Below are 13760 nucleotides of genomic sequence, written 5' to 3' on the forward strand. Positions count from 1 at the left end.
CCCCCCCGTTTCAATGCTAGTGTTTCAGTGAGTAGTATATTTTTTCTGCCAGCGCATGAGAGATACCCGGCACATTGGCGATCTCCTCCACCGACGCATTCATCAGCGGTTGCAGGCCCCCCATGTACTTGAGCAGTTGCTGACGTCGTTTTGGCCCCACCCCTTCGATGCTCTCAAGTGCACTGGTGTTCTTTACTTTCGCCCGTTTTTTACGGTGGCCCGAAATCGCATGATTGTGAGCGTCGTCACGAATGTGCTGGATCACATGCAGCGCGGGCGAATCAGGCGGCAGCGAAACGCCCTCACCTTCGGCTTCAAAGAAGAGCGTCTCCAGTCCGGCTTTGCGATCGCTGCCTTTAGCCACGCCGAGCAGAATCGGCCGCGTCTTATCCCAGGGCACGTCCAGTTCCGCAAAGACCTGTATCGCCTGCGCCAGCTGCCCCTTGCCGCCATCAATCAGAATGACATCCGGGATCTTCTCTTCCTCAATGGCTTTGCCATAGCGGCGACGCAGCACCTGGTTCATGGCGGCGTAGTCATCGCCCGGCGTAATGCCACTGATGTTGTAGCGGCGATAATCGGCCCGAAGCGGACCGTTCTGGTCAAAGACCACGCAGGAGGCGATGGTCTGCTCACCCATGGTGTGACTGATATCGAAACACTCCATGCGCGTGATCCGGTCAAGCTCAAGGAACTCCGCCAGCGCCATCAGGCGTTGATGAATGGTGGAATGCTGAGAGAGACGCGTGGTTAACGCGGTCGCGGCATTGGTGCGCGCCAGCTTCAGGTAACGGGCGCGATCGCCGCGCGGCTTGCTCTGAATGTTAACCCGGCGTCCCGCCAGTTCACTCAGAGACTCAGCCAGCAGCTCGCGCTCTGGCAGGGTAAAGTCCAGCAGGATGTCACCTGGCAGGGTGCGAGCCTCACTGCCCTGCAGATAGAACTGCCCGACAAAGGTCTGCACCACCTCGGCCAGATCGGTATCCACCGGGACTTTCGGGAAGTAGCTGCGGCTACCCAATACTTTACCCTGACGAATAAAGAGCACGTGAAGACAGGCCATACCGGCGTCGTACGCTACGCCCATGACATCGAGGTCATCACCCTGATTTGAGACAAACTGCTTTTCAGTAATCCGCCGCACGGCCTGAATCTGGTCGCGCAGTCGTGCCGCCTCTTCAAAACGCAGTCCGGTACTCGCCTCTTCCATGCGTCTGACCAGCTGATTAAGCACCTGATCATCTTTACCGGCCAGGAACAGGCGCACATAGTCGGTCTGCTGCGCATACTCCTCTTCACTGACCAGCCCGGCCACACAGGGACCCAGGCAGCGGCCTATCTGATATTGCAGACAGGGCCGGGAGCGATTGCGGTAGACGCTGTTTTCGCACTGGCGGATAGGGAACACTTTTTGCAGCAGGCCCAGGGTTTCACGCACCGCGTAGCCATTCGGAAACGGACCGAAATATTCGCCTTTGGCATGTTTTGCGCCACGGTGCATCGCCAGACGTGGATGAGTATCGCTGCTGAGGAATATGTAGGGATACGATTTATCATCGCGCAGCAGTACGTTATAGCGCGGCTGATAGAGCTTGATGTAGTTATGCTCAAGCAGCAGCGCTTCGGTTTCGGTATGGGTTACGGTGACATCGATGTGCTGGATATTGCTGACCAGCGCTTCGGTTTTGCGGCTGCCGACCTGCGTGCGGAAGTAGCTGGTCAAACGCTTCTTCAGGTCTTTGGCTTTGCCCACATAGATGACGGTGCCTGAGGCGTCATACATGCGGTAAACACCGGGCTTGCTGGTTACCGTACTCAGAAAGGCTCTGGAATCAAAAACGTCATTCACTACTGATTAACGGCTCCGCATTGTAGAGGCCATGTCGAATGGCCAGATGCGTTAACTCGACGTCGCCACTGATATTCAGTTTGCTGAACATCCGATAGCGGTAACTGTTAACGGTTTTAGGACTGAGATTTAACTGCTCGGAAATTTCCGTCACCTTTTGTCCTCGGGTGATCATCAGCATAATCTGCAATTCCCTTTCCGACAAACAGCTGAAGGGAGATTCCGCTTTTTGTGGTTCAATCTGGCTCAGAGCCATCTGCTGGGCGATGTCTGACGCGATGTAGCGCTGGCCGGCATTGACCGAACGAATCGCGTTGATAACTTCCTGCGGCGCGGCCCCTTTACTGAGGTAACCCGCAGCCCCCGCCTGCATGACTTTGGCAGGCAGCGGATTTTCGGTATGGATAGTCAGCATGATAATTTTGATATCGGGGTTGTAGCGCACGATTTTTCGCGTCGCTTCCAGCCCGCCAATACCCGGCATATTCATGTCCATCAGAATGACATCCACCTGATTGGACCGGCACCATTTGGCCGCATCCTCGCCGCAGTTAACCTCTCCGACCACGGCCAGCCCTTTAACATCCTCCAGGATACGACGGATCCCGGCACGGACAAGTTCATGGTCATCAACAAGAAGCACACTGATCAACGGGGAAACTCCAGAGGCTAAAAAGAGGAAGCAATCAGGTAATGTGAGCGGTAATCATACCCGCTTTTGCCCCAAAAGCACATCAACAAAGCAAAACAGTGGACGCATTGCATCATTACCCTCAGCCGGGCGTGGCGCGTCGCATCAGACTTTTCTGCTCATCATCAGCATCGTTGCATATTGATTAAATGCTCTGTATTTCAGAAGATTAACAACCGCGTTCGGTAATCCTGTCTACAACGCATTGCTGTCCGCTCCGGGCCAGTCAATCGTGTGATTACTTTCAGCGATTGATTAGTTGTGCTGGACGAAACGGCCTTTAACGGCAAAGCGGACCGGCACCATCAGCAACTTACCTCCCCTGTGGTATACTCACGCACTGCTGTGCGGACAGATTGCCGACACATTGTCATTCACCAAGGAGAAACTCATGAGCGATGAAGATTTTGCAACTTCCCAGGAAGCCCGGAAATTAGCGGATGAAATCGCGGGGCTGAAGATGATGATCACCCTGATTCTGAAAGGGATGGGTCAGGCTGATGCGGGAAAAGTGATTATTAACATGGAACGCTATGTACAGACGCTGGGCGACAAACCGCAGGCGGAAGTGTTCAGCAATACCATCAAGCAGATTAAAACCGCCTACCGTCAGTAAGCGTGTTGTGTTGCCCCCAGCCGCGGGGGCAATTGACCTAATTATGCGACTGCCAGTTGACCGACACACCCAGCGTCGGCAGCACCTCTTCCGGGGTGAAGCGTCGGGTGCCCCGATACTTCTCTGCCAGCGCAGGCTGAGTCACCGGAATACGGATCGCAAACAGATTATCTTCTGACAGAATCAGGCCGGGTGTGAGTGGCTCATAGACCACCTGATGCTGCTCAAACATCTTCTCCAGCATTGGCGTTGCCGAACTGATGATGTACTCCATGCCGTGCAGTTCCGCCAGCTGTACCGCGTGCCAGAGTATGTTCAGCGGCAGTTCGGCATCCACGTCCAGGCGTGCAGAGAAGCGCGACATTTCCCAGACTTTCTCATGGCTGAAAGGCAGCACGATGCCTTCACTCTGCTCAGGCTCAAACCAGGGCATCAGGCGGGCACAGCCGCAGATCCCTGCACGGGCATTCCATGCGATCAGCCAGGTCACATCTGAACGATCGTAGCGATCATACTCCTGTCCTGGCGTGCTCAGGCGCGGCGGAATAGACCACCCTTCGCCGCGCGCAAAGACGCTGTAACGGTAGCTGCCCAGTTCGGCGAGCAAAGAGGATGGCATATCCTTTAACTGCGTTTGCACTATTTTCATCATGCGCCTCTGACATCCCCATGTTGCTATGATTTTTTGCGCCAGCCTGGCAAAGTTCCGGCGCAGGGTAGACAACTGACCCGTACAAAGAAACTGCCAAAGGTGGCAGTTGTTGATGTTCAAATCAGTCCGATTGCGGCTGCATAACAGGCAATCTGCGTTTTATTGGAAACATTGAAACGCTTTTGCATATTTTTTTGATGAAAGTTAACGGTATGTTCAGAGATGGATAAAATAAGTGAAATCTCGACCGCCGTTTTTCCTTCGGCTGTCCATTTCAGAATTTCCAGCTCGCGCTGACTTAACGCATTTTTCAGTACCATCATCGCATCATCGCTAAAGCGTTCCAGCGTATCCAGGCTTAGTTCCGCTAAAAGGTGGAGTTTCACCTCCAGCTCAGCATGGCGGAGCTGGACAGAAATGGGCTGTTGGGACGAGATAGATAATATACCAATGACGCGATTTGGTGCCATTGCAGAGCAAGAAAAACCGCTCTGAAGCCCATATTCCCGCGACTCCCGCCACAGGTTGCCTGCGTCAGCAAACTGCGCCTCCGTCCATGCCATCCCCCTCCCGGGTCGCTGACACAAGCTGAGCACCGGGTCCACCGCGTAATAATTCTGCTTCTCATAGCGCTTAACCCATAATGTGGGATAGGTGCTGTATAAATGAATGCGCGGTCGGGTAAATGGCACCGGGTGCTGAATCAAAAAAGCAAAATAATCGAAGCCTAATGATTCCGTAAAATGTTGCAATAACGCCTTCAATTCAGATGAGGTCGTTAATGCCTGAAATTGTTCTTTCACACTGCTTCGCCAGGCGAAATAATTTTCACTACTCATATTGCCTCAGCATTATTTTCACCCGCCCTTCCGATGCTATTCAATCAGACTCATCAGAGAGTTTAAATTTTTCAGAAAAAATGAATATATCGTCAGAGATGAATCCGTTGCCTGATGAAGCGCCTTTTACCTTTCATCGTCATGGCGGAGTGAAAACGTGTCCCTGTCCGGGCAATGTGAGGTTGGTCACACGATTTTCAATCACACCCTAAGAATAAGATTTTTCTTATGGGATTTCAATGCCTGTCACCTGGTGACACTTTACCGCAAATTTGCAAATGGGGCGGAAATAATAAATAGCGCTACTGCTTATTGAGTAAATAATGAGTAAACAAGACGTTAATTCAATTCGATTAACGCTGCCTCCCTGGGAACCGCTAACATATTTCTCATCAGGAAATAAGATCGGCGTTTTTAAATCTCTCCGGCATGCAGCTGGCGGCCGGAACATCCAGCCGCCGGGAAACGCGGCGAGGCAGACGGAGAGGCTCGCTGGCCTGCCGCTGCGGGCTCAGGACCACAAATGTTGTGCTGCGTTTTTCTGCAGACCTGCGCCAGTTCTGTTGCTTAAGTTAACCCGCGGCTCCTGACCACCCTCTATTTTCTTCTGCCATCTGGCGGCTTTTTGCTGTTTATCATCCTGACAGCCTGCAAAAGAAAAGGTCAGGCAAAAACCGCTTCCTGATAAGCCTTACTTATCTCTTCAGCCTGATTTCGATCCCGTTAAAAGCGAAGCGGCTGTTTCGTTAGCAGGCTCACCCTTTATCGTAGTTTAGTCAGCAGAATGACATTAAAGGTAGTCACCGGGTTAAACTATCTGAAAAATAATCCTGCCTGTAAAAAAACAGAGATAACGCCCCAGCGCATTTGTTAATTTTCCCTTCTCATTTAACTTAATTCGGCTGTCTGCATGGTGAAATATTTTCATTCTGTCGCTCAGTAACGAGTATTTGATGAGAGAGGAGAAAAAGGGAATAGCGCATTTATTCGGCGGACAGTTTTACTCTTTAAATAGATGGCACTAAAATCAAATGCCTTAATGTTGTTCTGTCAGCGAATGAATGATTTCCGGCCGGTGCCAGATTCCAGCAGATAACTGGACTGAATTTTTACAGATAGCCGATCAATTATTAATCAAAGATGGTATTAGTCCTGACTGATGATTTACCGGCAATAGCCCGCGCCCCGCATCCCCAGATGAAAATGTGAAGCGTGTGCCGTGTTGTAATCCGGGCCCAGCGCATTGCCAAACACCTCACACCCCCCCCGCCACAAGGTATGCAGCATGGCCGCTTTTTGCCCGGGCTGCTGCCAGTGACGACTGACCTCAAGCCGCTGACCATCCGCCAGCTGGAAGCCGGTCACATCCCAGGCATCGGCGGTGGCATGTTCACTCAATCGCCCCTGCGCGCGATGATAAATGTTACGGCAGGCGTAGCTGCCGACATGCGTAATCCGTACCAGCGGACTCTGCATATCCCTGGCGGTCTGTTGACGACTGCGCAGGGCATACATCGTACTGGCAACCGCCATCGGACAGCTCGCCAGAAAGCTGCTGCTGAGGCTCACCGGACCAAATCGCTGAATGCGCAGCGGGTCGCTGAGGGGACAGTTGCCCGTCACTGCCGGTCGTTCGCTGAACGTCACCCAACCGGCCTGCTGAGCGCGGCGCATCACGGCGAGGCAGGCGTCAGGATCGCTGGCCAGCCGTTTCATCTTAAGCTGCGTCATCCAGCCCGGAGGATCGGTAACGGCGAGCGGGGTAAAGGGATTGAACTGCGGTGGCAGATGCTGCTTCAGCCATGGCAGACTCATCCAGCCCAGCGCGATTAACAGCAAAAACAGGATAAGCGTGCGCATAACCCCTCTCGCAGCATGATGATTAGCAAACAAAAAGTGTAGAAGCCAGATTCACGCTGCGCTGTGCAACTGACATAACGTGATGAATCCTTACCCTGGCTGACGCACGATTAACCAGAATGCGCAACGATTGCTCTGGCTGACCATGGCCGGTGTCACATCAGGTAAAAAACTGTTACCGGCTTTGGGGTGACTTCCTCTATCTTATGCCGACCAGCCCTTCGGGTAAGGCTATTCATTATCAGCCAGCAGAGCTGACACAACATCAAGACAGGAAAGAGTATTCTATGGTCGATCAATCTAAAGATGCCCCCTTGACGCAGGAAGGCCCCGACAAGCTACGGCGCAACCTGCACAACCGACACATTCAGCTGATCGCCATCGGCGGCGCGATCGGAACCGGCCTGTTTATGGGTTCAGGTAAAACCATCAGCCTGGCCGGCCCCTCGATCATTTTCGTCTATATGATCATCGGCTTTATGCTGTTCTTTGTCATGCGCGCGATGGGAGAACTGCTGCTCTCCAACCTGGAGTATAAATCGTTCAGCGACTTTGCCGCGGATCTGCTCGGCCCCTGGGCAGGCTACTTTACCGGCTGGACCTACTGGTTCTGTTGGGTGGTCACCGGCATCGCTGACGTGGTGGCCATCAGCGCCTATTTTCAGCTCTGGTTTCCGGGCTTCTCGATCTGGATGAGCGCCCTGCTCTGCGTGGTGGTCTTTCTGGCGCTTAACATTGCGACCGTCAAGCTGTTCGGCGAGATGGAGTTCTGGTTTGCGATTATTAAAATCGTCGCCATTGTCGCGCTGATCGTGACCGGCATTGTGCTGGTCTCCATCCACTACCCCTCTCCGGGCGGCGGTACGGCGGCACTGAGCAACATCTGGGATCATGGCGGACTGTTCCCGAAAGGGCTCAGCGGCTTCTTTGCCGGATTCCAGATTGCGGTGTTCGCCTTTGTCGGGATTGAACTGGTTGGCACGGCGGCGGCAGAGACTCACGATCCGCATAAAGTCCTGCCACGCGCGATTAATGCCATCCCGCTGCGGGTCATTATGTTTTATGTGCTGGCGCTGATGGTCATTATGGCGGTGACGCCATGGACCCAGGTGATGGCCGATCGCAGCCCGTTTGTTGAGATGTTTGTCCTGATTGGCCTGCCCGCTGCCGCGAGTATCGTCAATTTTGTGGTGCTGACCTCAGCAGCCTCCTCCGCGAACAGTGGCATCTTCTCCACCAGCCGGATGCTCTATGGTCTGTCACAGCAGGGGGTTGCCAGCCGCGCCTTTGGCCGGCTCTCAGCCCGCGCCGTCCCGACCACCGGTCTGTTTTTCTCCTGCTTCTGCCTGCTGGCGGGCGTGGCGTTAATCTACCTGATCCCGGATGTGATGACGGTCTTCACCCTGGTAACCACCGTCTCGGCAATTCTGTTTATGTTTGTCTGGACTATTATCCTGTGCAGCTATCTGGCCTATCGCAAAAAGCATCCGCAGCGTCATGCGGAATCCGGCTTTAAGATGCCGCTGGGCAAGCTGATGTGCTGGGTCTGCATGGCCTTCTTTGCCTTTGTGCTGGTGCTGCTGACCCTGCAGGATGATACGCGTCAGGCGCTGATGGTGACGCCACTCTGGTTCGCCCTGCTGGGTGTAGGCTGGTGGCTGCGTCATCGCGGCTCACGCAGTCGCTAGTTCAGCCTGTCAGAGAGGAAGCCCGGTCAGATGACCGGGCTTTTTTACAGGCGTTCACCCAGCGCAGAAAAGCTGGCGGACAACGAAGGCCGTTCAGAAGGCAAGCGCTGCGGTCGGGGATCGGGCTGCTGAGGCGTGCCAAGACCAAAGGTAAAGGTATACTTTTCCCCTTCGCCCATACGCAGGTCAGCTATCGTCGTCTGCCCATCCTGCTCACGCAGGGCATAAAAACCGTGGCTGAACCAGGCGACGCGCTCTGCATACCAGCTGCCACGAAACCCTTTGTAAAGTTCGGGATGACGCGGATACCACGTCACCTGTAGCGGACGCGAAGGCGACAGTAACGACCAGTAAGCTTCGCCATAACGGTCGCCGGTCAGGATCACGCTGCGCCAGACCAGCGTATTGAACGCCGTTGGCGTCACCAGTACCTTATCGGTCGGAATCCCCTGCCCGGTCAGCGACTGCCGGATCTGCCAGCCTGCCACGCCCTGAATCACCACGCTCCAGACCAGATAAAGCGAACTCAGCGTTAATCCCAGCCGGTTGCCGCGCAGCCCCCGTTCACCGCCACGCCAGAGCGCCACAGCCAGCCCCACCAGCAGCGGCAGCGTATAGAGGGGATCGATAATGTAGATGCTGCCAATCGCATAGGGAAAGTCGGTGAGCGGCAGGCCAAGCTGGGTGCCATACACCGTCATCAGATCGAGCAGCGGGTGCGTGATCAGTGCCAGCCAGATGGCAGGCCACCACGCCCGCCATGCCACCCGTTGACGACACAGCCCCGCCACCAGCCAGGCAACCAGCGGGGAGATCAGCGTGAGCCAGAGCAGCGCATGACTTTCGGTGCGATGCAGCGTCATGTTGCGTATTGCATCGCCATGATCGATAAAGACATCCAGATCGGGCAGGGTGCCGCAGACACCCCCAACCAGTGCCGCCTGCCAGATCGGAACCCGACGCCCCATCACCGCGACGCTGACGGAGGCGCCCAGTACCCACTGCGAAACAGAATCCATAGATTAACTCCGTTACCGAACCGTGAACCTGGGCGGAATCAGCGTACGCGAATGCCTTCAATGATCATGCGCTGAACGTTCTCGACAGTCTGCTCAAAGAACGCGGCGTCGCTGAGGGTCTGTCCGGTCACCGCCTCCACCTGCGTGGCGAAATCGGCATAGTGCTGCGTTGTGGCCCAGAGCATAAAGATCAGATGCTGCGGCTGGACGCCAGCCAGACGCCCTTCATCAATCCAGCGCTCAATTATCGCCGCCTTATCATCCACCAGTTGCTTGAGGTCGCCCGCCAGCTCCCCTTTCAGCAGCGGTGCGCCCTGCAGCATCTCCAGGCAGAACAGCCGGGAGGCCTGAGGATGATCGCGCGACACCTCCAGCTTCAGCCGGATATAGCGCCGGATGGCCATCAGCGGATCCTGATCGTGTGCCAGCGCGCGCAGCGGCGCCAGCCAGACATCCAGAATCTGTTTCAGCACCGCCACATAGAGCGCCTCTTTCGAGGGGAAATAGTAGAGCAGATTGGTTTTGGAAACGTCTGCCAGCTCGGCCACCTTATCGAGGCTGGTGCCATGAATACCAAACTGCGAGAACAGGGTCAGCGCCGCATCCAGTATCGCCGCTCGCTTTGCCGCCACCGCGCGTGAACGACGCGTTGGCTTTTTTTCATCGGTTTTCACTGCCTTACCTCATCCGTCAGGTGTCATCGCATCATAGCAAAGGGATCTCTGGCTGCCTAACCAGCGTGCTGCACCTTTTTTGCTCAGCCTGCATGGAAAACGTGCAGCGAATTTTGACCAAACGGTCTGAAATGGACCAGTCACTCCACTTTATTTTTACCTCTTCATTTTAACCCATTGTTATATAAACAATTAAAAATTGTGGCACAGGGTTTGCAAAATTGTGACTGAGCGCAGCCCACAGGGATGAGGCAGGATGCAGTGCCGCGCGTGAAACACCTTTCCCCCATCGCAACGAGGTTTCACATGAAGATAGGCGTCTTTATTCCGATTGGTAACAATGGCTGGCTGATCTCCTCCAATGCACCGCAGTACATGCCAACCTTTGAACTCAATAAGGCAATCGTACTGAAAGCAGAGCATTACCATTTCGACTTTGCGCTTTCGATGATCAAACTGCGCGGCTTCGGCGGAAAAACAGAATTCTGGGATCATAACCTGGAGTCATTCACCCTGATGGCTGGTCTGGCGGCTGTCACCTCACGTATTGAAATTTATGCCACTGCCGCCACCCTGACGCTGCCACCGGCCATTGTGGCGCGCATGGCGTCCACAATTGACTCCATCTCTGGCGGCCGTTTCGGCGTCAACCTGGTCACCGGCTGGCAGAAACCGGAATATGAACAGATGGGCATGTGGCCTGGCGATGAGTACTTCAGCAGCCGCTACGCCTATCTGACCGAATACGTTACCGTGCTGCGCGATCTGTGGGGCACCGGAAAATCGGACTTTAAAGGTGAATTCTTCACCATGAACGACTGCCGCGTCAGTCCGCAGCCGCAGCGCCCGATGAAGGTCATCTGCGCCGGTCAGAGCGACGCCGGTATGGCCTTCTCCGCACAGTATGCCGATTACAACTTCTGCTTTGGCAAAGGGGTAAACACCCCTGCCGCGTTCAGCTCAACCTCGATTCGCATGAAACAGGCGGCGGCGAAAGCCGGTCGCGACGTCGGCTCCTACGTCCTGTTCATGATCATTGCCGCGGAAACCGATGAGGAAGCGCGGGCGAAGTGGGAACACTATAAAGCCGGTGCCGATGAAGAGGCGCTCTCCTGGCTGACCACCCAGAGTCAGCAGGATACCAAATCGGGCAGCGACACTAACGTGCGCCAGATGGCCGACCCCACCTCTGCCGTCAACATCAACATGGGTACCCTGGTCGGGTCCTGGGCCAGCGTGGCGCGGATGCTGGATGAAGTGGCTCAGGTTGAAGGCACCCACGGCGTGCTGCTGACCTTTGATGATTTCCTGGAAGGGATCGAGAACTTCGGACAGCACATCCAGCCGCTGATGCGCTGTCGCAGCGCCCTGCTGGATGCCCGGAAGGAGGTGGCATGATGAATACCGTTTACTGCGCTCACACGCCTGACGTGACTCAGGTCGAACTGCCAGCCCGGCCGGAGCCGATTGCTTTTCCCCCCGCTCAGAGTGCGCTGATCGTGGTCGATATGCAGAACGCCTACGCCACTGAAGGGGGTTATCTTGACCTGGCGGGCTTTGATGTTTCCGCCACGCAACCGGTGATAGCGAAGATTCATCAGGCGGTGACGGCGGCGCGTGCCGCAGGCGTGCAGATTATCTGGTTCCAGAACGGCTGGGACAGTGACTATGTTGAAGCCGGTGATGTCGGTTCGCCCAACTTTCACAAATCAAATGCGCTGAAAACCATGCGCAAACGACCTGAACTGCAGGGCACGCTGCTCTCCAAAGGCGGCTGGGATTACGCACTGGTGGATGAACTGGTGCCGCAGCCCGGGGACATTGTGCTGCCTAAATCGCGCTACAGCGGCTTCTATAACACGCCGCTCGACAGCATGCTGCGCAGTCGCGGCATTCGTCATCTGATCTTTACCGGCATTGCCACCAACGTTTGTGTGGAATCGACGCTGCGCGACGGCTTCTTTCTGGAGTACTTCGGCGTGGTGCTGGAAGACGCAACCTACCAGGCTGGCCCGCCATTTGCCCAGCAAGCGGCACTGTTCAATATCGAAACCTTTTTTGGCTGGGTATCGGATGTCGATACCTTCTGCGAAAGCCTGAAAGCCCCCTGATCACCGAGGATGACGCTATGCCAAAAAGTATCATTGTTCCACCGGGCACCACGACGCCCATCGCCCCGTTTGTCCCTGGCACGCTGGCCGATGGGGTGGTCTATGTTTCGGGCACGCTGCCGTTTGATGCTGACAACAACGTGGTGCACGTCGGGGATGCCGCCGCGCAGACCCGCCACGTGCTGGAAACCATTAAAAAGGTGATTGAAACCGCGGGTGGCACGATGGCGGATGTCACCTTCAACTCTATTTTTATCACCGACTGGGCAAACTATGGTGCGGTGAACCAGGTCTACGCCGACTACTTTCCCGGCGATAAACCCGCCCGATTCTGTATTCAGTGCGGGCTGGTCAAACCGGATGCGCTGATTGAGATCGCCAGCGTGGCCCACATTGGCAAGCCGGAGGTCTGATGCAGCTGGATATTCTGGGCCTGCAAAATCCCGATGCACCGACGCTGGTGCTCTCCTCCGGGCTGGGCGGCGTAGCCGGTTTCTGGCAGCCACAGCTGGCGGCGCTGACGACACGCTATCGGGTGGTCTGTTATGACCAGCGCGGCACCGGACGCAGCGCTGACACGCTGCCGGAGGGCTACAGTATGGCGATGATGGCGGCGGAGCTGGCCGATGCGCTGGCGCAGCACGGCATCCTGCGCTTCAGCCTGATTGGTCATGCGCTGGGTGGCCTGCTGGGGATGCAGCTGGCGCTGGACTACCCGGAGCGGATCGAGCGGATCGTGGTGATCAACGGCTGGCTGTCGCTGCATCCCCATACCCGCCGCTGCTTTCAGGTGCGCCAGGATCTGCTGCTGAACGTCGGCGTGGAGGCCTTTGTCCGTGCTCAGCCGCTGTTTCTCTATCCGGCAGAGTGGATGGCGCAGCATCAGACGCGGCTTGAGCAGGAGGACAGTCATCATGTCGCCCATTTTCAGGGAATGGAAAACCTGATGCGCCGGCTGCACGCCCTGATGAGCGCGGATTTCAGCGCCCGGGCGGCGGCAATCCCGCAACCGGTGCTGGTGATCGCCAGTGAAGATGACCTGCTGGTGCCGTGGAGCTGCTCACCTGCGCTGGCTGCCGCGCTGCCCAACGCCACGGAGCAGAGAATGGCCTGGGGCGGACATGCCATGAGCGTCACCGACGCCGAAACCTTTAATGCCCGGCTGCTGCAGTGGCTGGATCAGACCGATAACGTGCAGCCCCTGCAGCGCGTCGTCTAAGCTTTTGCGGAGAAGATTATGAGCCTGGATACCCTTACCCCTGCCGTTGACAAAACGGCCTTTCGTCATGCGATGTCGCGCCTGGGCGCGGCGGTCAACATCATTACCACGGAAGGTCCTGCCGGACGCGCAGGCTTCACCGCCTCTGCGGTGTGCAGTGTCACGGATGCGCCCCCTACACTGCTGGTCTGCCTGAACCGTTCGGCCTCGGTCTATCCGGTGTTCCGCGAAAACATGCAGCTCTGCGTCAACACCCTGGCGGCGGGCCATGAAGCGCTCTCCACGCTGTTTGGTGGTAAAACCCCGATGGCTGAGCGGTTTGTGGCTGCAGAGTGGTCGACGGCCGTTACCGGCTCGCCGGTGCTGAGCGGCGCGGTCGCCTCCTTTGACTGCCGGATCACTCAGATTGTCAGCGTCGGCACCCATGACACCCTGTTCTGTGAAGTCCTGGCCGTGGTGCGCAACGACGATTCTCACGGCCTGGCCTGGTTTGACCGGGGATACCATCCCCTGATGCGGCAGGAAGCCTGATAACCCTTCCC

The 13760-nt window shown here is 56.0% G+C and carries 14 protein-coding genes; 7 read left to right on the forward strand and 7 right to left on the reverse strand.

Annotated elements, in window-relative coordinates:
* Positions 1-16: 16 nt before the first annotated feature.
* Positions 17-1849: an excinuclease ABC subunit UvrC gene (gene uvrC / locus HFD92_RS04710; RefSeq protein ID WP_111208065.1), complete on the reverse strand. Its 1833-nt coding sequence runs from the start codon at positions 1847-1849 to the stop codon at positions 17-19.
* Complete coding sequence (uvrY, locus tag HFD92_RS04715) at positions 1842-2501, reverse strand: UvrY/SirA/GacA family response regulator transcription factor (protein WP_009090981.1); 660 nt, start codon at positions 2499-2501, stop codon at positions 1842-1844. The genes uvrC and uvrY overlap by 8 nt, the downstream gene beginning before the upstream one ends.
* A 430-nt stretch (positions 2502-2931) precedes the next feature.
* On the opposite strand from uvrY, the gene HFD92_RS04720 reads away from it, so the two are divergent.
* Positions 2932-3156: a DUF2594 family protein gene (locus tag HFD92_RS04720; protein ID WP_003849983.1), complete on the forward strand. Its 225-nt coding sequence runs from the start codon at positions 2932-2934 to the stop codon at positions 3154-3156.
* Positions 3157-3193: 37 nt separating this feature from the next.
* Here HFD92_RS04720 and HFD92_RS04725 read toward each other — a convergent pair whose 3' ends face one another.
* From HFD92_RS04725 to HFD92_RS04735, 3 genes are all read right to left on the reverse strand, one after another.
* On the reverse strand, positions 3194-3805 hold the full coding sequence (locus HFD92_RS04725; protein ID WP_167428503.1) for an acyl-homoserine-lactone synthase: 612 nt from the start codon (positions 3803-3805) through the stop codon (positions 3194-3196).
* Positions 3806-3924: 119 nt separating this feature from the next.
* Positions 3925-4647 carry a transcriptional regulator SdiA gene (sdiA, locus tag HFD92_RS04730; protein WP_111208066.1) on the reverse strand — a complete coding sequence of 241 codons (723 nt, stop codon included), beginning with the start codon at positions 4645-4647 and terminating at the stop codon, positions 3925-3927.
* 1164 nt (positions 4648-5811) lie between these two features.
* Positions 5812-6507, reverse strand: a complete 696-nt coding sequence (locus HFD92_RS04735) for an extensin family protein (RefSeq protein ID WP_154927877.1) — start codon at positions 6505-6507, stop codon at positions 5812-5814.
* A gap of 287 nt (positions 6508-6794) precedes the next feature.
* Between HFD92_RS04735 and cycA the strand changes: the two genes are divergently transcribed.
* Positions 6795-8195, forward strand: coding sequence for a D-serine/D-alanine/glycine transporter (gene cycA, locus HFD92_RS04740; RefSeq protein ID WP_046101562.1), 1401 nt, complete (start codon positions 6795-6797; stop codon positions 8193-8195).
* 44 nt (positions 8196-8239) lie between these two features.
* Here cycA and HFD92_RS04745 read toward each other — a convergent pair whose 3' ends face one another.
* A complete protein-coding gene (locus tag HFD92_RS04745) occupies positions 8240-9214 on the reverse strand; it encodes a metal-dependent hydrolase (RefSeq protein WP_167428411.1) in 975 nt (324 codons plus the stop codon).
* A 38-nt stretch (positions 9215-9252) separates the two neighbouring features.
* Positions 9253-9888, reverse strand: a complete 636-nt coding sequence (gene rutR, locus HFD92_RS04750; protein WP_009090993.1) for an HTH-type transcriptional regulator RutR — start codon at positions 9886-9888, stop codon at positions 9253-9255.
* 306 nt (positions 9889-10194) lie between these two features.
* Here rutR and rutA point away from each other — a divergent pair, with 306 nt between their 5' ends.
* Genes rutA through rutF form a run of 5 tightly spaced genes read left to right on the forward strand, consistent with a single transcriptional unit; the run spans position 10195 to position 13749 of the window.
* Positions 10195-11286, forward strand: coding sequence for a pyrimidine utilization protein A (rutA, locus tag HFD92_RS04755; protein ID WP_154927879.1), 1092 nt, complete (start codon positions 10195-10197; stop codon positions 11284-11286).
* The gene (rutB, locus tag HFD92_RS04760; RefSeq protein WP_167428504.1) at positions 11286-11999 is read left to right on the forward strand and encodes a pyrimidine utilization protein B; all 714 of its coding nucleotides are present in this window, start codon (positions 11286-11288) and stop codon (positions 11997-11999) included. The genes rutA and rutB overlap by 1 nt, the downstream gene beginning before the upstream one ends.
* Before the next feature lie 17 nt (positions 12000-12016).
* Entirely contained in the window at positions 12017-12412 is a 396-nt protein-coding gene (gene rutC / locus HFD92_RS04765; protein ID WP_009090999.1) for a pyrimidine utilization protein C, read from the forward strand.
* A complete protein-coding gene (rutD, locus tag HFD92_RS04770) occupies positions 12412-13218 on the forward strand; it encodes a pyrimidine utilization protein D (RefSeq protein WP_167428412.1) in 807 nt (268 codons plus the stop codon). Before rutC ends, rutD begins: the two co-directional genes overlap by 1 nt.
* An 18-nt stretch (positions 13219-13236) precedes the next feature.
* The gene (gene rutF / locus HFD92_RS04775) at positions 13237-13749 is read left to right on the forward strand and encodes an NADH-dependent FMN reductase RutF (RefSeq protein ID WP_033736345.1); all 513 of its coding nucleotides are present in this window, start codon (positions 13237-13239) and stop codon (positions 13747-13749) included.
* Positions 13750-13760: the final 11 nt, after the last annotated feature.

Source organism: Pantoea sp. EKM101V, assembly GCF_011800325.1.
In the GTDB taxonomy this organism is placed as follows: Bacteria; Pseudomonadota; Gammaproteobacteria; order Enterobacterales; family Enterobacteriaceae; genus Pantoea; species Pantoea anthophila.

Bases quoted from the DNA above. Each gene is read 5' to 3' on its own strand.
- sdiA (WP_111208066.1), bottom strand. From the start codon at position 4,647: ATGAGTAGTGAAAATTATTTCGCCTGGCGAAGCAGTGTGAAAGAACAA.
- HFD92_RS04735 (WP_154927877.1), bottom strand. From the start codon at position 6,507: ATGCGCACGCTTATCCTGTTTTTGCTGTTAATCGCGCTGGGCTGGATG.
- rutD (WP_167428412.1), top strand. From the start codon at position 12,412: ATGCAGCTGGATATTCTGGGCCTGCAAAATCCCGATGCACCGACGCTG.
- HFD92_RS04745 (WP_167428411.1), bottom strand. From the start codon at position 9,214: ATGGATTCTGTTTCGCAGTGGGTACTGGGCGCCTCCGTCAGCGTCGCG.
- rutB (WP_167428504.1), top strand. From the start codon at position 11,286: ATGAATACCGTTTACTGCGCTCACACGCCTGACGTGACTCAGGTCGAA.
- HFD92_RS04725 (WP_167428503.1), bottom strand. From the start codon at position 3,805: ATGAAAATAGTGCAAACGCAGTTAAAGGATATGCCATCCTCTTTGCTC.
- HFD92_RS04720 (WP_003849983.1), top strand. From the start codon at position 2,932: ATGAGCGATGAAGATTTTGCAACTTCCCAGGAAGCCCGGAAATTAGCG.
- rutF (WP_033736345.1), top strand. From the start codon at position 13,237: ATGAGCCTGGATACCCTTACCCCTGCCGTTGACAAAACGGCCTTTCGT.
- rutA (WP_154927879.1), top strand. From the start codon at position 10,195: ATGAAGATAGGCGTCTTTATTCCGATTGGTAACAATGGCTGGCTGATC.
- rutC (WP_009090999.1), top strand. From the start codon at position 12,017: ATGCCAAAAAGTATCATTGTTCCACCGGGCACCACGACGCCCATCGCC.
- cycA (WP_046101562.1), top strand. From the start codon at position 6,795: ATGGTCGATCAATCTAAAGATGCCCCCTTGACGCAGGAAGGCCCCGAC.